Source organism: Methylomonas sp. LWB (assembly GCF_001856095.1).
Taxonomy (GTDB): Bacteria; Pseudomonadota; Gammaproteobacteria; order Methylococcales; family Methylomonadaceae; genus Methylomonas; species Methylomonas koyamae_A.
Map to the genome: position 1 here is coordinate 58,587 of NZ_MKMC01000005.1, position 17,159 is coordinate 75,745.

17 protein-coding genes are annotated in these 17,159 nt (G+C 57.4%); 12 read left to right on the forward strand and 5 right to left on the reverse strand.

Annotated features, from left to right (window positions below):
* Nucleotides 1-22 precede the first annotated feature (22 nt).
* From folE to BJL95_RS02425, 6 genes are read left to right on the forward strand one after another with little or no spacing between them, the layout of a single operon-like run.
* The gene (folE, locus tag BJL95_RS02400) at nt 23-568 is read left to right on the forward strand and encodes a GTP cyclohydrolase I FolE (RefSeq protein ID WP_071155201.1); all 546 of its coding nucleotides are present in this window, start codon (nt 23-25) and stop codon (nt 566-568) included.
* 1 nt (nt 569) lies between these two features.
* Nucleotides 570-1,547 (forward strand): ferrochelatase, encoded by a 978-nt coding sequence (hemH, locus tag BJL95_RS02405; RefSeq protein WP_071155203.1) that lies wholly within the window; start codon nt 570-572, stop codon nt 1,545-1,547.
* A gap of 36 nt (nt 1,548-1,583) precedes the next feature.
* Nucleotides 1,584-3,176, forward strand: a complete 1,593-nt coding sequence (locus BJL95_RS02410; RefSeq protein ID WP_071155205.1) for a DNA mismatch repair protein MutS — start codon at nt 1,584-1,586, stop codon at nt 3,174-3,176.
* Nucleotides 3,176-4,378 (forward strand): formate-dependent phosphoribosylglycinamide formyltransferase, encoded by a 1,203-nt coding sequence (gene purT / locus BJL95_RS02415; RefSeq protein ID WP_071155207.1) that lies wholly within the window; start codon nt 3,176-3,178, stop codon nt 4,376-4,378. The genes BJL95_RS02410 and purT overlap by 1 nt, the downstream gene beginning before the upstream one ends.
* Before the next feature lie 12 nt (nt 4,379-4,390).
* On the forward strand, nt 4,391-4,966 hold the full coding sequence (locus BJL95_RS02420; RefSeq protein ID WP_139306094.1) for a lytic transglycosylase domain-containing protein: 576 nt from the start codon (nt 4,391-4,393) through the stop codon (nt 4,964-4,966).
* Between the two features lie 5 nt (nt 4,967-4,971).
* Complete coding sequence (locus BJL95_RS02425; protein ID WP_064026102.1) at nt 4,972-5,829, forward strand: HDOD domain-containing protein; 858 nt, start codon at nt 4,972-4,974, stop codon at nt 5,827-5,829.
* A 13-nt stretch (nt 5,830-5,842) separates the two neighbouring features.
* Here the strand turns inward: BJL95_RS02425 and BJL95_RS02430 are convergent, their stop codons facing one another.
* On the reverse strand, nt 5,843-6,421 hold the full coding sequence (locus BJL95_RS02430; protein ID WP_071155209.1) for a nucleoside triphosphate pyrophosphatase: 579 nt from the start codon (nt 6,419-6,421) through the stop codon (nt 5,843-5,845).
* Nucleotides 6,422-6,489: 68 nt separating this feature from the next.
* Between BJL95_RS02430 and BJL95_RS02435 the strand changes: the two genes are divergently transcribed.
* The 6 genes from BJL95_RS02435 (at nt 6,490) to fabG (ending at nt 10,943) form a co-directional block, all read left to right on the forward strand.
* On the forward strand, nt 6,490-7,002 hold the full coding sequence (locus BJL95_RS02435; protein ID WP_064026098.1) for a DUF177 domain-containing protein: 513 nt from the start codon (nt 6,490-6,492) through the stop codon (nt 7,000-7,002).
* A 1-nt stretch (nt 7,003) separates the two neighbouring features.
* Nucleotides 7,004-7,186: a 50S ribosomal protein L32 gene (gene rpmF / locus BJL95_RS02440; RefSeq protein WP_064026096.1), complete on the forward strand. Its 183-nt coding sequence runs from the start codon at nt 7,004-7,006 to the stop codon at nt 7,184-7,186.
* 84 nt (nt 7,187-7,270) lie between these two features.
* Nucleotides 7,271-8,299, forward strand: a complete 1,029-nt coding sequence (gene plsX / locus BJL95_RS02445) for a phosphate acyltransferase PlsX (protein WP_082885389.1) — start codon at nt 7,271-7,273, stop codon at nt 8,297-8,299.
* Entirely contained in the window at nt 8,296-9,264 is a 969-nt protein-coding gene (locus BJL95_RS02450; RefSeq protein WP_071155211.1) for a beta-ketoacyl-ACP synthase III, read from the forward strand. The genes plsX and BJL95_RS02450 overlap by 4 nt, the downstream gene beginning before the upstream one ends.
* A gap of 1 nt (nt 9,265) precedes the next feature.
* On the forward strand, nt 9,266-10,222 hold the full coding sequence (fabD, locus tag BJL95_RS02455) for an ACP S-malonyltransferase (protein WP_071155213.1): 957 nt from the start codon (nt 9,266-9,268) through the stop codon (nt 10,220-10,222).
* On the forward strand, nt 10,215-10,943 hold the full coding sequence (gene fabG / locus BJL95_RS02460) for a 3-oxoacyl-ACP reductase FabG (protein WP_071155215.1): 729 nt from the start codon (nt 10,215-10,217) through the stop codon (nt 10,941-10,943). Before fabD ends, fabG begins: the two co-directional genes overlap by 8 nt.
* 61 nt (nt 10,944-11,004) lie before the next feature.
* On the opposite strand, the gene BJL95_RS02465 is transcribed toward fabG, so the two are convergent.
* The 4 genes from BJL95_RS02465 to BJL95_RS02480 all read right to left on the reverse strand — a co-directional run bounded on the left by BJL95_RS02465 (nt 11,005) and on the right by BJL95_RS02480 (nt 17,071).
* The gene (locus BJL95_RS02465) at nt 11,005-11,934 is read right to left on the reverse strand and encodes a response regulator transcription factor (protein WP_064026086.1); all 930 of its coding nucleotides are present in this window, start codon (nt 11,932-11,934) and stop codon (nt 11,005-11,007) included.
* On the reverse strand, nt 11,931-15,308 hold the full coding sequence (locus tag BJL95_RS02470) for a response regulator (RefSeq protein ID WP_071155218.1): 3,378 nt from the start codon (nt 15,306-15,308) through the stop codon (nt 11,931-11,933). The genes BJL95_RS02465 and BJL95_RS02470 overlap by 4 nt, the downstream gene beginning before the upstream one ends.
* Before the next feature lie 145 nt (nt 15,309-15,453).
* Nucleotides 15,454-15,993: a transposase gene (locus BJL95_RS02475; protein WP_083385571.1), complete on the reverse strand. Its 540-nt coding sequence runs from the start codon at nt 15,991-15,993 to the stop codon at nt 15,454-15,456.
* 88 nt (nt 15,994-16,081) lie between these two features.
* Nucleotides 16,082-17,071: a hypothetical protein gene (locus BJL95_RS02480; protein ID WP_071155220.1), complete on the reverse strand. Its 990-nt coding sequence runs from the start codon at nt 17,069-17,071 to the stop codon at nt 16,082-16,084.
* Nucleotides 17,072-17,159: the final 88 nt, after the last annotated feature.

Here is a 17,159-nt window from a genome sequence, read left to right on the forward strand (position 1 = left end):
TTTTTTTACCTGGGGGACGGCAATGGAAGAATACTTTTCCAAAATCATTCAAGCGATAGGCGAAGACGTCAACCGCGAAGGTTTGCGCGACACGCCCAAACGCGCCGCCGAAGCCTTCAAATTCCTGAACAAGGGCTACCAGCAAACGCTGGAAGACGTGCTGAACGATGCGATTTTTCAGGCCGACACCGAGGACATGGTCATCGTCAAGGACATCGAACTGTATTCGCTGTGCGAGCACCACTTACTGCCCTTCATCGGCAAATGCCACATCGGTTATCTGCCGCAGGGCCGGGTGCTGGGACTGTCCAAACTGGCGCGGATCGTCGACATGTATGGCCGCCGCCTGCAAATCCAGGAACAACTGACCCGGCAGATCGCCACGGCGGTGGAAACCGCGATCGGCGCGCGCGGCGTGGCGGTGGTTGTCGAAGCCAAGCATTTGTGCATGATGATGCGCGGTGTCGAAAAGCAAAACTCGGTAATGACCACGTCGGTAATGACCGGGATTTTCCGTCAGGAAATCAGCACCCGTTCCGAATTCCTCAATCTGATAAACCGCAAATAGCATGAGCCGGCAAGCGCTACGCAAAACCGGCGTTCTGCTGGTCAATCTGGGCTCGCCGGCCTCGACCAAGATCGGCGACGTGCGCCGCTTTCTGCGCGAGTTTCTGGGCGACCCGCGCGTCGTCAATCTGCCTCGGCCGTTGTGGTGGCTGATCCTGAATTTGTTCATTCTGCCGTTCCGCCCGAAAAAATCGGCCCACGCCTATCGCGCGATCTGGACCGAGCAAGGCTCGCCGCTGATCGTGTTCACCCGGCGGCTGGCCGAAAAACTGGCCGCGCGCCTGACCGGCTCCGACACTCAAGTCGATTATGCGATGCGTTACGGCAAACCCGCGCTGGCCGAGAAACTGGCCGAATTCAAGCAAAACGGCGTCGAAGACATCGTCGTCGTGCCGCTGTATCCGCAATATTCCTCGACCACCACTGCGTCGATTTTCGACGTGGTCGCCGACGTTTTCATCGGCTGGCGGCATCTGCCGTCGCTACGTTTTATCGGCGAATTCCACCAACACCCAATTTATATTAAAGCCGTGGCCGATTCGGTACGCGCGCATTGGGCCGAGCACGGCCGGGCCGACTGTCTGCTAATGTCCTTCCACGGCCTGCCGGCTAAACTGACCGAACTCGGCGACCCGTATTTTTACCAATGCCAAGCCACCGCTAAACGGATTGCCGAGCAATTGGAACTGGCCGACGGCCAATGGCGTCTGGTATTCCAATCGCGTTTCGGTCGCGCCGAATGGCTGAAACCTTATTGCGTGGAAGTCTTGGCGGAACTGCCGACCCAGGGAATACGCAACATCGATGTGCTGTGCCCCGGATTCTCGGTAGACTGTTTGGAAACCTTGGAAGAAATCGCCATCGCCAACCGGGAGATTTTTCTGGAAGCCGGCGGCGAAACCTACCGCTATATTCCGGCCTTGAACGACAGCGACGCCCACGTCGAGGTGATGCAAGCTTTGATCGAAACCGCGCGTTAGAAACGCGGAACCATAAAATAAAACCGGGGAGGCAGCATGCAAGCGAATATCTTAGAAAGCTGGAATGACCAATGGCCCACGGTGCGATCCAGCACCCCGCCGCCGACCGGCGCCGGCGTCATCGACCAAGGCGCGTTCAACACCATCGAAGTGGACGAATTGTTCGACCACGTCAATTACGCCGCGACGACCGCCGGCCAATCGGTGCTGTACCGCTCGCTGACCCAGCCGTTGGCCGACGCCGACGCGATTGCCGCCAAACAAGCGGCGGTGCGGGAAATTCAGGACAATCCGGCGGTACGCGACAACATCGAAAACATCGTGGCCCGCGCCGCCGAAACCGAAAAACGCCTCTACGTATTGTTGTTCGGCGAGTTTCTGGGTAGTTTCGGCACCGCCCGCCAAGACCATCAAATCGAAGGCTACGGCTACAAACCCTATAGTCGCGGCATCCGTCTGCCTCTGGAGTTGGTCGGCGCGATCCACAATTCCGGAAAGCCGAAAACACCGTACTTGCAAGCCATCTTCGACAAAATCGCCGCGTTCGCCGACAGCAACGAATACTCGTTGATGGTCGGCCCGGTGTACAACAGCGAAAAAGGCATCCAAAGCAAGGAAGAGCGCAAGCACTCGTTCGCGCCGGCGACGATATTCCGACCAACCTTGTTCAAGCCGCTACTGATCGCTCTGGTCGTCGCGGTGATCTGGGGCATCACCAAAGTCTTCCCGTCCAATATATTCGAAGTGACCCGCGACGGCCTGTCGATCGCCTCGGTATTCTTTTTGCCGCTGGCCTTGGTGTATATTCCGGTGGTCGGCGGTTACGACCGCGACAACTGCATCATTCCGTTGCGCAATATCTTCCGCCAATCCAAGGCGCTGGGCGATTTGCTGGACGCCTTGGGCCAACTCGACGAATTGCTGGCCTTCATCAAATACGCCGAACATTACGGCAGCGATATGGTGCTGCCGGAACTGCACGGCGGCGAGCGCCACGACATGGTATTGACCGACGCTAAAAATCCGGTACTCGGCAATAAAAACCCGGACTATGTCGGCAACGATTTTACGATGGATCAAGCCCGTCTGGTCTGCGTCACCGGACCGAACAGCGGCGGCAAGACCGCTTTTTGCAAGACCGTTACCCAAATCCAGTTGTTGGCTCAGGTGGGCTGTTTCGTACCGGCCAAGTCGGCCAAACTCAGCGTCGCCGACCGAATTTTCTACCAGGCACCGGAAATCAGCCACCTCGACGACGGCGAGGGCCGCTTCGGCACCGAGCTGAAACGCACCCGGGACATTTTCCTGGCCAGCAGTGCGAAAAGCTTGGTCGTGCTTGACGAAATGGCGGAAGGCACTACTTTTGAAGAGAAGATGCAATCGTCGATCGATGTCTTGGACGGTTTTTACCGCAAAGGCAACAGTACGATCCTAATTACCCACAACCATCAACTGGTGGACGAATTCGTCAAACGCAAAATCGCCGATCCCAAACAAGTCGAATTCGCCGACGATTTACCGACCTTCAAGTTGGTAGCCGGCATTTCCCGGATCAGCCATGCCGACCGGGTCGCCAAGAAAATCGGCTTTTCCAAACAAGACATCGACCACTATTTAGCCCAATCGTGATGACACTAGGAACCCCCATCAGCGCCGCCGCCACTAAAGCCCTGTTACTGGGCAGCGGCGAATTGGGCAAGGAAATCGCAATTTCGCTGCAACGTTACGGCGTCGAAGTCATCGCGGTGGACCGCTACGCCAATGCCCCGGCGATGCAGGTCGCCCATCGCAGCCACGTCATCGACATGACCGACGGCGACGCGGTGAAAACCTTGATCTCCCGCGAGCAGCCGCGCTACATCATTCCGGAACTGGAAGCCATCGCCACCAGCGCCCTGGCCGACATCGAAGCGCAAGGCTCGGCAACCGTGGTACCCAACGCCAGGGCGATCCAACTAACGATGAACCGCGAAGGCATCCGCCAACTGGCCGCCGAGCAACTGGGCTTGCCCACGTCCCGATACGCCTTCGCCGAAACCTTCGAACAGTTAAAATCCGCGGTCGAAAACGGTATCGGCTATCCCTGCTTCATCAAACCGACCATGTCGTCGTCGGGCAAGGGCCAATCGATGGTTAAATCCGCCGATCAACTCCAGACCGCCTGGGATTACGCCAAGGCCGGCGGCCGAACCGATACCGGCAAGGTCATCGTCGAGGCCAAAATCGATTTCGATTTCGAGATTACCCTGCTGACGGTGCGCGCGTTGGACGCCGACGGCGCCGTCCAAACCCATTTTTGCGCGCCGATCGGCCACCGCCAGGAAAACGGCGACTACCGGGAAAGCTGGCAACCGCAAGCCATGAGCGACGCGGCGCTGGCACTGGCCCGGCAGATCGCCGGCAGCGTCACCGAAGCCTTGGGCGGCTTGGGCTTGTTCGGCGTCGAATTATTCGTCAGCGGCGACCGGGTCTGGTTCAGCGAAGTCAGCCCGCGCCCGCACGATACCGGCATGGTAACGATGGTAAGCCAACGTCAGAGTGAATTCGATTTGCACGCCAGAGCGATTTTAGGTCTGCCGGTCGACACCGGCTTGGACAAAGTCGCGGCCAGCGCGGTCATTTTGGGCGGCATCGATGCGAAAAACGTGGTCTATCACGGCTTGGCGCAAGCATTGGCGGTGCCGGACAGCGAAGTGCGACTGTTCGGCAAACCGGAAGCCTTCGCGGCCCGGCGGATGGGGGTCGCGCTGGCAACCGCCGCCGATGTCGAGGAAGCCACCGCCAACGCGGTGCGGGCCGCCGCCGCGATCAGGATCTTAGCAGCGGATTAGCCGAATATGGCGATGAAACGCTTGCCCGCCGCTTGGTTTCTGCTGTTCGCCGTCGGGTCGGTTCAGGCCGATATCTACAAATACGTCGCGCCTGACGGCCGGGTGTATTACACCGACGAGCCGAAAAAAGGTTTCGATTACCGGCTGATCATCCGCACCCGCCCCAAAACTTACAATCACGATCTAAAATATTTGTCGGCGAACAAAAGCAAGTTCAACGACTTGATCGCCAAAGCCGCCGCCAAGCATCAGATGGACCCCAAATTGTTGCATGCGGTGATTCAGGCCGAATCGGCCTACAACCCCAATGCCGTGTCGTCCGCCGGAGCCGTCGGCTTGATGCAGCTGATGCCGGACACCGCGCGGCGTTACGGCGTCAGCGACCGACGCGACGCCGAACAAAACGTGGACGGCGGCACCCGCTACCTGAAGGATCTATTAGCGATGTTCAATTCCAACCTAAAATTGGCCGTGGCCGGTTATAACGCCGGCGAAGGCGCGGTGATGAAGTATAACTACACGATTCCGCCCTACCCCGAGACTCAAAATTATGTCCAGCATGTGATGTCGCTCTACGGAAAAGGCTAGCGCCCGTGTCCTCGCTACAAAGTCTGGTCAACGACACGACCAAGCTGTTCTCGCTGCCGGACATCTATTTCCAACTCAACGAAATGGTGCGCGATCCGCGTTACACGATGACGGATTTCGGCAAGGTGATTTCCAAGGACCCGGCGCTGAGCGCCCGGCTGCTGCGCATCGTCAACAGCCCGTTTTACGGTTTTCAGTCCAAGGTAGACACAATTTCGCGCGCCATCACCATCATCGGCGTCGACGATCTGAACAACCTGATCCTGGCAACGTCGGTCGTCGACGAATTCAGCCGGATTCCCTGCGAGCTGGTGGATATGACCGCCTACTGGATGCGCAGCGTGCACTGCGGCGTCATCGCTCGGCTGCTCGCCAAACGCAGCGGCGTGTTACACGCCGAGCGGCTGTTTCTGGCCGGCCTACTGCACGACATCGGCTCGCTGGTCTTGTATATACGGATGCCCGACGCGGCACGGACCGTATTGCTGGCGGCCAACCACGACCGCGGCTTGGTACCCGGCTTCGAATACCAGATTATCGGCTTTACCCACGCCGACGTCGGTCAGGAACTACTGAAAAGCTGGGGCCTACCGGAATCCCTATACGAAACCGTCGGCTGCTACCTGGAACCGAATCGCGCCTTGGTCCACAAGCTGGACGCTCACTTGCTACACATCTCGGCCCTGCTGGCCGATAGCGGTCGCTACGCGGACGGCGTCGAGGCCACGGCGGCGATGCTGTCGGAACAATCGCTGTCGCTGACCCGGCTGAGCCGCGAACAAATCATCGCCTTGATGGGACAGGTGGAAGGCGAATTCATGCACATGTTCGAATTGCTGTCGCCGGGCAAGCGCTTTCACTAAAGTTCGCGCTACCCTACAAAACCGAAACGCCGGCCTGTTCCAGTAACCTGGTCAGTTTGATCAGCGGCAAGCCGATCAAGGCATTCGGATCGTCGCCGACGATTTTTTCGAACAGCGCGATTCCCAATCCCTCGGACTTGAAACTACCCGCACAATCGAACGGCTGTTCGCGATCGACGTAACGCTCGATTTGCGCCGGCGTCAGTGGCCGGAAATGCACTTGGCAGACATCGAGATCGCACCAGCAGCGGCCGGAACCGGCGTCAAGCAAACAAACCGCAGTGTAAAATGTCACGACCCGACCGGCTTGCAGGGCGAGCTGCCGAATCGCCCCCTCCCGACCACCGGGTTTGCCCAGGGTAGCACCGTCTATTGCCGCCGCTTGATCCGAGCCGATAATCAAGTGCTCTGGATACACGGCGCGCAAAGCCTGAGCCTTGGCCAGCGCCAAGCGAGCCGTCAGGTCGGCCGGTGTTTCGCCGACCAGCGGCGTCTCGTCGACATCGCTGGCGGCGGCGGTAAATTCGAGTTGCAAGCGCGCCAGCAGTTGCCGACGGTAAGACGAGCCGGAAGCGAGAACGAGAGCGGACATGGCTAGGTGATTGTTTAATCGAGTGTTTGTTTGACGCGGCCGCGAGTAGTCTGTATCATTGTACAGTTATGTCAGACAAGTTTCCCGACCGTATCGATCCTCTGGTGTTCGCCGAAAGGCGCGGCACCGTGGCGGGCCAGCTCGCGCTAGCCCAATTCGAACGCTTGTCGGATTACCTTGTCGAGCGCGACGGCGCGGTGGACGTCAGGCTGGAATTCGACAAGGAAGGCAAGCGTGTCGTGTTGAGCGGCCAAATCGTCGGCACGGTGCAACTGGAATGCCAGTCCTGCCTGCAAGGCGTGGCCTGGCCACTGGACATTCGCTTCAAATTGGCCGTCGTCGCCACGCCGACCGAGGCCGAACGATTGGAAGATTACGAACCGATAGTGCTGGACGACGACAAAATCTCGCTACATGCGGTTGTCGAGGACGAAATCCTGCTGGCGATTCCGGATTTTCCCAGACACGAGCACCGCTGTCTTGAGCGCAACAGCTCCTCGGACAACGACTACACCGATAGCCGGACTAAGGCAGACAATCCTTTTTCCGTGTTAGCAAAACTTAAAAAAACTGGAGATTGAAATGGCAGTACAAAAGAGCAAAGTATCGCGTTCCAGACGCGGTCAACGTCGTTCACACGATGCATTGGTCGGCAAAACCCTGTCTCAGGACACCCTGACCGGCGAAACCCATCTGCGTCACCACATGACCCCGGACGGTTTTTACAAAGGCCGCCAGATCGTTGCCGGCAGAGACGAAGATTAATCTTCGCAAATTCACCATCACGTAAAGCCGACGGGTATTTCTGCTGTTGTCGGCTTCTTCCGACCACAGGAGTTAATCCCAAGCGTGAGCGTAACTCTCTCTATCGATGCCATGGGCGGGGATTTCGGACCGCAAGTCACGATACCCGCATCGCTGGTTTGTCTAAGAAAAAACCCGAAACTGAATTTGATCCTGGTCGGCGACGAAACCTTGCTGAAGGACAAACTCGGCTCGGCCCTGACCGAATTCGCCGGCCGGCTTAGCATTGAACATGCATCGCAGGTGGTGGAAATGGACGAACCGCCGCAAAAGGCTCTGAAAAACAAGAAAGATTCGTCGATGCGGGTCGCGATCAATCTGGTTCAGGAAGGCCGGGCCGACGCCTGCGTCAGCGCCGGCAATACCGGCGCGTTGATGGCGACCGCCCGTTTCGTGTTGAAAATGATCCCCGGTATCGACCGGCCGGCCATCATTTCCACGCTGCCCTCCACCTTCGGCCACACCCATGTGCTGGATCTGGGCGCGAACGTCGATTCCAGCGCCGAGCACCTGTACCAATTCGCGGTGATGGGCGAGGAAGTGGTCAAGGCGGTCGAAAACATCGAACGCCCCCGCGTCGGCCTGTTGAACATCGGCGAAGAAGACATGAAAGGCAACGAGCAGGTCAAGGCGGCCGCGAAATTGCTGGAAAATTCCGAGCTCAACTACATCGGTTACGTCGAAGGCAATTCGATCAACGCCGGCCATACCAAGGTCGATCTAATCGTCACCGATGGCTTTGTCGGTAACGTGGCGTTAAAATCGATCGAAGGTGCCGCGAAAATGATCAGTTCCAAACTCAAGGACAGCTTTTCGCAAAACTGGCTGACCAAGCTGGCTGGCCTGGTGGCCTATCCGGTGCTGAAACGCTTCAAGGACAGCATCGACCCGCGTCTTTACAACGGCGCCAGTTTCATCGGTTTGCGCGGCTTGGTCATCAAAAGTCACGGCGGCGCCGACGCGTTGGCCTTCGAAACCGCGATCCATCTGGCCGAAGTCGAAGTGGCGCAAGGCGTCATCCGTAAAATCAGCGAAAAATTGGAAATCGCGCTAGCCCAAAAGGTTGTGGCATGACAATCTGGTCTCAAGTGATCGGCACCGGCGGCTACTTGCCCGAAACCGTCCGAACCAACGACGACATTTCGACGATGGTCGATACGTCGGATAGTTGGATCCAGGAACGCACCGGCATCAAAAGCCGGCGGATCGCCGGACCGGACGAAACCGCGTCCAGCATGGCCGAGATCGCCGCCCGTCAGGCGCTGGAGATGGCCGATCTGCCGGCCGACGCCATCGACATGATCATCGTCGCCACCGGCACGCCGGAGCGAGTCTACCCCAGCACCGCCTGCCTATTGCAGGAACGCCTGGGTATCAAGCGCGGCGTGGGTTTCGACATTCAAGCCGCCTGTTCCGGCACCGTCTACGCCCTCAGCATCGCCGACCAATACATCAAAAGCGGCTTCGCCAAAACCGTATTGGTGGTCGGCAGCGAAATCTGCTCACGTATCGTCGATTGGAGCGACCGCGGTACCTGCATCCTGTTCGGCGACGGCGCCGGCGCGGTGTTGCTGAGCGCCGGCGACCGGCCCGGCATCCTGTCCACCCATATTCATTCCGACGGCGGCTACGAAGACCTGTTGTATTGCCCCAACCCGCAAGTCGCGGCGACCGCCAAGCAGGACGAAGCGCCCTATATCAGCATGCGCGGCAACGAAGTCTTCAAGGTCGCGGTCAACACATTGGGCCGTATCGTCGACGAAACCCTGGAAGCCAGCGGTTTGGCCCAAAGCGATATCGACTGGCTGGTACCGCATCAGGCCAACACCCGCATCATCGCCGCCACCGCCAAAAAGCTGGGCATGTCGATGGACCAAGTCATCCTCACGTTGGAAAACCAAGGCAATACCTCCTCCGCCTCCGTGCTGCTGGCCTTCAACGAAGGCGTGCGCGACGGCCGCATTCAACGCGGCCAAACCGTGCTGATGGAAGCCTTCGGCGCCGGTTTTACCTGGGGTTCCGCTTTAATTCGGTACTGAAATGAATCCAAACGCACAAAGCTACAATCTGGCCTTCGTTTTCCCCGGCCAAGGCTCGCAAAGCATCGGCATGCTGGCCGCGCTGGCCGAAACCCACCCGACCGTCGAACACACCTTCGCCCAAGCCTCCGAAGCACTGGGATTCGATCTGTGGAATCTGGTCGCCAACGGTCCGGAAACCGACCTGAATCAAACCCGCAACACCCAGCCGGCCATGCTGGCGGCGGGCGTCGCGGCTTGGCGGGTTTGGTGCGAAACCACCACGATCCGTCCAGCCTGGATGGCCGGCCATAGCTTGGGCGAATACACCGCCTTGGTTTGCTCCGGCGCGCTGAATTTCCAAGACGCGATCAAACTGGTCGCCGAACGCGGCCGGCTAATGCAGGAAGCCGTGCCGGCCGGCGATGGCGCGATGGCGGCCATCCTCGGCCTGGAAGACCACCAAGTAGTTAACACCTGCGCCGAAGTAGCCAACGGTGAAATCGTCGCGGCCGCCAATTTCAACGCCCCCGGCCAAGTCGTGATTGCCGGCGCCGCCGCCGCGGTCGATAGAGCCATCGACGCTCTGAAAGGACTGGGCGCCAAGCGCGCGTTAAAACTGCCGGTCAGCGTGCCCTCGCACTGCGGTTTGATGGAAGCCGCGTCCGGCCAACTGGCGGCGTTGCTGGAAAACACCGCGCTGGACATGCCGGCGATGACGTTGATCCACAACGCGGACGTCAAATCGCACGGCTCGCCGGAAGTCATCCGCTATGCGCTGAAAGAACAACTATTCAAACCGGTGCGCTGGGTCGAGAGCGTCAAATTCATGCACGAACAAGGCGTGACCGCCTTTGTCGAATGCGGCCCCGGCAAAGTGCTGCTGGGCCTGAACAAACGCATCGCCCCGGACGCCGCCCACTTGGCGGTCTACGATCCGGACACCCTAGCCAACGTTGTGGAGCAATTGAATGGATAAAAAAATCGCCATCGTCACCGGCGCCAGCCGGGGTATCGGCCGGGCCATTGCCGAAAGACTGGCCGCCGACGGCTTCCACGTGCTGGGCACCGCCACCTCCGCCGCCGGCGCCGACGCCATTTCCGCGTATTTGGGCGACAACGGCAAGGGCTACAAGCTGAACGTGGCCGACGCCGCCGATATCGAGCACTTCGTCAAAATCAGCGGCGACGAATTCGGCACGCCGGCCGTGCTGGTCAACAACGCCGGCATTACCCGCGACAACTTGCTGATGCGGATGAAAGACGAGGAATGGGACGACATCATCGCCACCAATCTGACCTCGGTGTTCAGAATGTGTAAAGCCGTCTCGCGCGGCATGATGAAGGCCCGGTACGGCCGCATCATCAATATTTCCTCGGTGGTCGGCTCGACCGGCAACGCCGGCCAAACCAACTACGCCGCCGCCAAGGCCGGCATGGTCGGTTTCGCCAAGTCGATGGCCAAGGAAGTCGGCTCGCGCGGCATCACCGTCAACACCGTCGCGCCGGGTTTCATCGATACCGACATGACCAAGGAATTGGGTGCCGACATCAAAAACAGCCTGTTGGGCGCGATCGCGCTGGGCCGCCTCGGTCAGCCGGAAGAAATCGCCCACGCGGTATCCTTCCTAGCCTCGGAGCAAGCCTCCTACATCACCGGCGAGACCCTGCACGTCAACGGCGGCATGTACATGCCCTAAGCCGGCGATCGCCCGCGCCGAAGAGCCCGCCGCCGATCCGGCCGCGGGCTTTTTTTATGGCTCAACCGCTCTGCAACGCCGCCGCCACCGCCGCCGCGCGGGTCGAGACGCCGAGCTTTTCGAAGATGTGTTCCAGATGCTTGTTGATTGTGCGCGGGCTGCTGCCGAGGATGATGCCGATTTCCTTGTTGGTTTTACCGCGAGCAATCCACATCAGAATTTCGGCTTCGCGGAAGGTCAATTTCAAGCGCTCGCGCAATTGTTCCGGATTCCAGGCCCCGTCGTCCTCGCGCCTGAGCAGCAACAAATATTCGTCCGGGTGGTGGCACACGCCGATCTCAACGCTGAAGCCGGCCGCCGCGCCAAAGCTTTCCCCGTCCGGCGCCTTGGCGCCGTCGCCGCGCCAGTTGGCGAACCAGGCCAATAAACGGCCCGGCAACGCGTCGCCGAGTCCGCACGCCCCCGCCTCGCCCTGCCCGCGCTTAAAATCCGCCAGCCAGGCGGCGGCGGCCGTCGTTAACCAGACGATCCGGCCGCCGGCATCGACCGCCAGCGCGGCGAATTCGCCGTCGTCCAGCACTCCTTCGGCCCGCAGCAGATTGCGGGTTTGAGTCAGATGCACTTCGATGCGCGCCAGCACTTCTGCCGGCCGAATCGGTTTGACGATGTAATCCAGCGCGCCTTCGCCGAAACCGCGCAACAAATGATCCAGCTCGCTAAGGCCGGTCATGAACAACACCGGAATCGCGGCGGTGGCCGGATCGGCTTTCAGCCGGCTACAGGTTTCGAAGCCGTCGATGCCGGGCATCATCACATCCAACAAAATGATGTCGGGTTTGACGTATTGAATTTGTTCGATCGCCGAGCAACCGTCGGTGGCGACCAAGACCCGGTAATTGGCTTCCGACAAGGTATCTGACAACAGAGCCAGATTGCCCGGCGTATCGTCGACGATCAAGACCGTGCCACTACTGCCATAGGTGCCGTTCATCGTGCCTCCTGCGTTTTCGGGTTCATGTTCAACAATTTGCGTAGTTCGCCGACCCGGAATTCGCCGGCCAGTGTTTTCAGTTTGGCAAAATAGCCGGCATAGTCCGGATGCGCCGCGGCCAGTTCGTCCAATTGTTTTTTCAGGGCCAGCAGATCGCCGATCCTTACGCAATCGACACAGCCCTGCAACAGAGGTTCCGGCGGCACCGCCAACGCCGCCCGAACGCCCGGTTCGACCGCCGCGACCTCGTCGCGGTACAGCCAGCTCAGCGCCAAATACAATTTCAATTTGTCCATCAAATCGCCCACCCGGACCGGCTTGGCCAGAAAGTCGTTGCAGCCGGCATTCAGCGCCGCCAGCCGGTCGCTGGGATAGGCATTGGCGCTCAGTACGATGATCGGCATCGCCCAACCCTGCTCGCGCAGCCGGATCGCGGTTTCGATGCCGTCGATACCGGTCATCGAAATGTCCAACATCACCAGATCGGGACATTGCTCGGCTACCCGAACCAGGCATTCCTCGCCCGAATCCGCTTCGCAAACCTCGAAGCCCAAGGGCTCCAACAAAGCCCGCAGCAAATCGCGATGCTCGCGCTGATCGTCCACCGCCAAAATCTTGCGGCGGACGCCGTGATAGCCGACGATGTCCGCGCGCGGTTCCGGCTCGGCATCGACGTTCAAACTCGGCAACAGCAGGCGCACGCTGAAGGTCGAGCCCTCGCCGAGTCGGCTTTTCACCGTTATTTCGCCGCCCATCACTTCGGTCAAGATCTTGCTGATCGTCAAACCCAAGCCGCTGCCGGCCACCGCGTTGCCGGTCGGCTGATTGAGCCGGGTAAAGGGCTGAAAGATATTTTGCAATTGCTCATCCGCTATGCCGGCGCCGGTATCGATCACCTGAAAATTGACGACGCCGCCGCTATAGCCTATCCGCAGCACGATTTCGCCGCTGTCGGTAAATTTGACCGCGTTGCCGAGCAAGTTGATCAAGATCTGCCCCACCCGCTTCTCGTCGCCGCGCACTCGCTGCGGCAAGGTGTTGCCGATCTGGCAAACGAAGCGCAAGCCCTTGTCCTCGGCCTGTGCCTGGTAGGTATGCACCAAGTGCTCGATAAACAACGGAAAGTTAAAGGCTTCCTGCTTCAGATCGAATTTGCGCGCCTCGATCCGGGCAATATCCAGAATGTCCTCGATCAACGCGCACAAATGCTCGCCGCTCCGCTTGACGGTATCGACGGCCTGGCGCCGGTGTTCCGGAATACTGGGGTCTTGGTTCAAGATATGGGCGTAACCGATGATGCTGTTCAGCGGCGAGCGGATTTCATGACTCATGCTGCTCAGAAAACGGCTCTTGGCCTGATTGGCGGCGTCGGCCATTTTCAGCGCTTGTTGCAATTTCAAGTCGGTTTTCTGATGCTCCTCGATTTCCTGCAACAACAGCTGGGTCTGTTTGGCGGTTTCCTCTTGCGCCACCTTGCGGCTTTCGGCATTCAAGATCAGCCACCAAGTGCATAGGCCGATGAACACCAGCAACGAGGCGTATATTTTCAGGAAATTGTTCAGCAATAACTGGAAGGCCGGCCAATCCTGGCGAATGCTCAACAAATCCTGGTAGTAAATGATGCTGACGAAAATCCCGGTCAACACTGACAGAAACACAAACAACAAACCGAAGCGCAACAGCCGCAGGCGCACGTACAGACTCAGAAAATTCGGCAAGCCGCGTTTGGCGAGGCGTTCCAAATAATCGTCGAAGCGATAGCCGACCTTGCAGGCGTCCAAACAGCGCGCGTCCAACGTGCAGCACAACGAACAAATGCTGCCGGCGTAGGCCGGACAATAGGCCACGTCGTCGTGTTCGAACTCATTCTCGCAAATCGAACAAGTGTTGCGGGCGTAGCGGTTGTGTTCGTCGCGATCGCGCGCCAGATAATGTTGGCCCTTGCTCCACCACGCCAGCAACGGCGCCAGCGCGAACGCGAGGCCCAGCGCGATGAACGCCGAAAAGGCTTTGGGCCATTCGCCGAACAAACCGACGTAAGCCAGTATCGACACCACCGACGCGACGAAGGTCGCCACCATGCCGACCGGATTCAGATCGGACAAATAGGCCCGCTTGAACTCGACTTCCTTGGGACTTAAGCCCAGCGGCTTGTTAATCATCAACTCGGCCGCGACCGTGCTGATCCAGGCGATCGACATATTCGAAAACAGCCCCAGCACCTTTTCCAGCGCGCCGAACACGCCGAATTCCATCAACAGCAGCGCGATCATCACGTTAAACAACAACCACACCACCCGGCCGGGATGGCTATGAGTCAGCCGCGAGAAGAAATTGGACCAGGCCAGCGACCCGGCATAGGCATTGGTGACGTTGATCTTGATTTGGCTCAACACCACGAACAAGGCCGTCGCGGCCAAGGCCCAGCGCGGATCTTCGAATAGTTCGTTGTACGCCACCAGATACATCTGGGTCGGCTCGTGGGCATGTTCCGGGGCGATGCCGTGGCGTATCGCCAAATGGGCCAACAAGGCACCAAGCAACTGCCTGAGCACGCCGAATACCACCCAGCCCGGCCCGGCGCTCAGCATCGCCGCCCACCAGCGCCATTTGTTCTCGGCGGTCTTGTCCGGCAAGAAGCGCAGAAAATCCACCTGTTCGCCGATCTGCGCCACCATCGAACAGGCCACCGTCGCCGCGCTGCCGAACAGCAGCCAATCGAAGCCCTGGCCGCTGCCGGCGATCCAAAAATAGGTCTCCAACGTCATCAACGCTTCCGGCTCGGTCCGCGCCACCGCGATATACGGCGCGATCAGCAAGGCCAGCCACACCGGTTGGGTCCACAACTGCATCCGGCTGATCGTGGTAATCCCGAAGGTCACCAGCGGAATCACGATCAGCGCGCTGATCACGTGGGCATAGGCCAGTGGTATTTGAAAATACAACTCCAGCGCCAGCGACATGATCGAGGCCTCCAACGCAAACAGCGTGAAGGTGAACGAAGCGTAAATCAGCGAGGTCACCGTCGAACCGATGTAGCCAAAGCCGGCGGCGCGGGTCAGCAAATCGATGTCGATATGAAAGCGGGCCGCGTAATAGCTGATCGGCAATGAGGTGATGAAGATCACCACGCCCACCGCGATGATCGCCCAAAAGGCGTTGGTGAAGCCGTAGTTGATCGACAAAAACCCGCCGATCGCTTCCAGCACCAGAAACGAGGTCGAGCCGAAGGCGGTATTGGCGACTTCGAACTCCGACCATTTACGGAAGCTGCGCGGCGCATAGCGGAGCGCATAGTCTTCCAGGGTTTCGTTGGCGACCAGCAAGTTGTAGTCGCGGCGGATTTTGGTGATGTTTTGGTGGATGGCTTTCATATGTTGTGTCGCTGACGCGACGGGTGATTTAATGCTGGTTCGCGGACCGACAGCCGCGATACTTTAAAAACGCGACATCAGGGGATAAAAACCATCCCGATTTCGTAGGGTGGGCACGGTTTACGTGCCCACGCGGACAAACCTTTCATTCCCCCGCAACCGTAACATCAACGCCATCTCCCCAATCCATCGGATAAACGCCTTCGTTAACATACCGATGAAACGTCGAATAAGGCCATTCGCTGACTCGTCGGCAATAGCCATGTTTCACCGGATTAAAATGAACGTAATCCATATGTCGGGCAAAATCGGTGTCATCGCGAATTTGATGCTCCCAATACCGACGTTGCCATAAGGTCGATTCTCGGTGTTTTTGTTTGGATACGCTAATCCATTCGGCCCGCCGGTACGCTTCGACACATGCCAAGCTCACCTGCCGCTTGATCACGCTCCAGCAGGTTGCAAAATCTCCGTCGTCCGCCGGCAATGTCCAAATACAATGCAAATGATCCGGCAATAAAACCCAGGCGTCGATGAAAAACGGTCGTTTCACGCGAGCGCTTGCAATCGCCTTGCGCAAAGCCTCCCGTATCGGTTCATCACATAAAATCGCCTGCCGCCGATACGTCACCACCGTGAAAAAATACGTTGCACCCGGATTTTGCGAGCGGCGGTAGCGGGACATTTCGATTGTTAATTTTCGGCGCTTAAATCAGGGTTTTGGCGTTTCCGCGTGGGCACAAAAAGCGTGTGCCCACCCTACGTTACTAGAACTATTGTTTAGGCTTTGCTCTGTCAACAATTCCATCAATAGCATCAGGAATCAATTTCTCAGCAAACCCAGCCAAAAAAGAAATAGCGAGTAGCTTTGCAAAATCTTGTGAACTATTGGTGCTCATACATAGAAACAAACTTGGTATATTCGTGGGACAACCTAATTCATATGGCGTTTTTTCAGGCAAAATAACCCCTAATAGCTCCTTACTAAAAACACCATGCAAAATATAACTTAAAACACCGGACTCCCACAATATCAATACCAATAATGCAAATAAAGCTCCTGAAAAAAGTGCAGATACCCCATCAAAATAGCCACTTCGTAGCTGAAGAAATGATAAAAAAGTTTCACTATGGATTTTTAGACGAGACATCCTTCTATGGAAACTAATAAATGCGCCAAACGCGCCAAAGCACGCAACAGAAACTAGAAGATCATGTTTTTCAGGTGCCGCATAAACATGAGAATATGCAAACATAAAAAAAAGCAACAAAATAAATATGATTGACACTACAACGCTAACGCAAGATCGAATCTCATGACCTTTAGTGGCAAGCGCATAGGCCCAATACAAGCGATTTGCTAAATAAACAACTTGACTGCGCAAAAAGACTTCATCCGAGGCATCAGAGCTATTAACAAACTCCTCGTACGCATGATATTGATCATCATCAGCTATTGACTTAAATCTCAGCTTTAAATGTTTCTCCTCAATTTTTAGTTCACTAACATTTAATTTATCAATAATAGCGACTCTTAAGGCACAAACATCACTCCAACCTAGAACAATGATGCCTTCTTTATAGGAACTTATAATTGTTTGAATATAATCAGATAAACATTCTTTCTGCGAGTGCCTATAATATTCCGACAAAAAATGCTTAAACTGACAATTGATGTAGCTTTTTATAGTGGGCCCCCAAAGCAATAAAGCCACCCGATACAAAAGCGATACAACCCAATTAATAGCGGCCGGTTTTTTCATAAAAAATATAATTTGTTAGGTCCAGAGAATAAACTGAGCGAGACGGGCGTTGTTTGGGATTCTTTCGCCTCCCATTTCTGTGACATCC

Coding starts and splice junctions, on each gene's coding strand:
- BJL95_RS02435 (WP_064026098.1), top strand. CDS start 6,490: ATGTCAGACAAGTTTCCCGACCGTATCGATCCTCTGGTGTTCGCCGAA.
- fabG (WP_071155215.1), top strand. CDS start 10,215: ATGGATAAAAAAATCGCCATCGTCACCGGCGCCAGCCGGGGTATCGGC.
- hemH (WP_071155203.1), top strand. CDS start 570: ATGAGCCGGCAAGCGCTACGCAAAACCGGCGTTCTGCTGGTCAATCTG.
- BJL95_RS02480 (WP_071155220.1), bottom strand. CDS start 17,071: ATGAAAAAACCGGCCGCTATTAATTGGGTTGTATCGCTTTTGTATCGG.
- BJL95_RS02410 (WP_071155205.1), top strand. CDS start 1,584: ATGCAAGCGAATATCTTAGAAAGCTGGAATGACCAATGGCCCACGGTG.
- folE (WP_071155201.1), top strand. CDS start 23: ATGGAAGAATACTTTTCCAAAATCATTCAAGCGATAGGCGAAGACGTC.
- BJL95_RS02430 (WP_071155209.1), bottom strand. CDS start 6,421: ATGTCCGCTCTCGTTCTCGCTTCCGGCTCGTCTTACCGTCGGCAACTG.
- fabD (WP_071155213.1), top strand. CDS start 9,266: ATGAATCCAAACGCACAAAGCTACAATCTGGCCTTCGTTTTCCCCGGC.
- BJL95_RS02420 (WP_139306094.1), top strand. CDS start 4,391: ATGAAACGCTTGCCCGCCGCTTGGTTTCTGCTGTTCGCCGTCGGGTCG.
- BJL95_RS02475 (WP_083385571.1), bottom strand. CDS start 15,993: ATGTCCCGCTACCGCCGCTCGCAAAATCCGGGTGCAACGTATTTTTTC.
- rpmF (WP_064026096.1), top strand. CDS start 7,004: ATGGCAGTACAAAAGAGCAAAGTATCGCGTTCCAGACGCGGTCAACGT.
- BJL95_RS02465 (WP_064026086.1), bottom strand. CDS start 11,934: ATGAACGGCACCTATGGCAGTAGTGGCACGGTCTTGATCGTCGACGAT.
- BJL95_RS02450 (WP_071155211.1), top strand. CDS start 8,296: ATGACAATCTGGTCTCAAGTGATCGGCACCGGCGGCTACTTGCCCGAA.
- purT (WP_071155207.1), top strand. CDS start 3,176: ATGACACTAGGAACCCCCATCAGCGCCGCCGCCACTAAAGCCCTGTTA.
- BJL95_RS02470 (WP_071155218.1), bottom strand. CDS start 15,308: ATGAAAGCCATCCACCAAAACATCACCAAAATCCGCCGCGACTACAAC.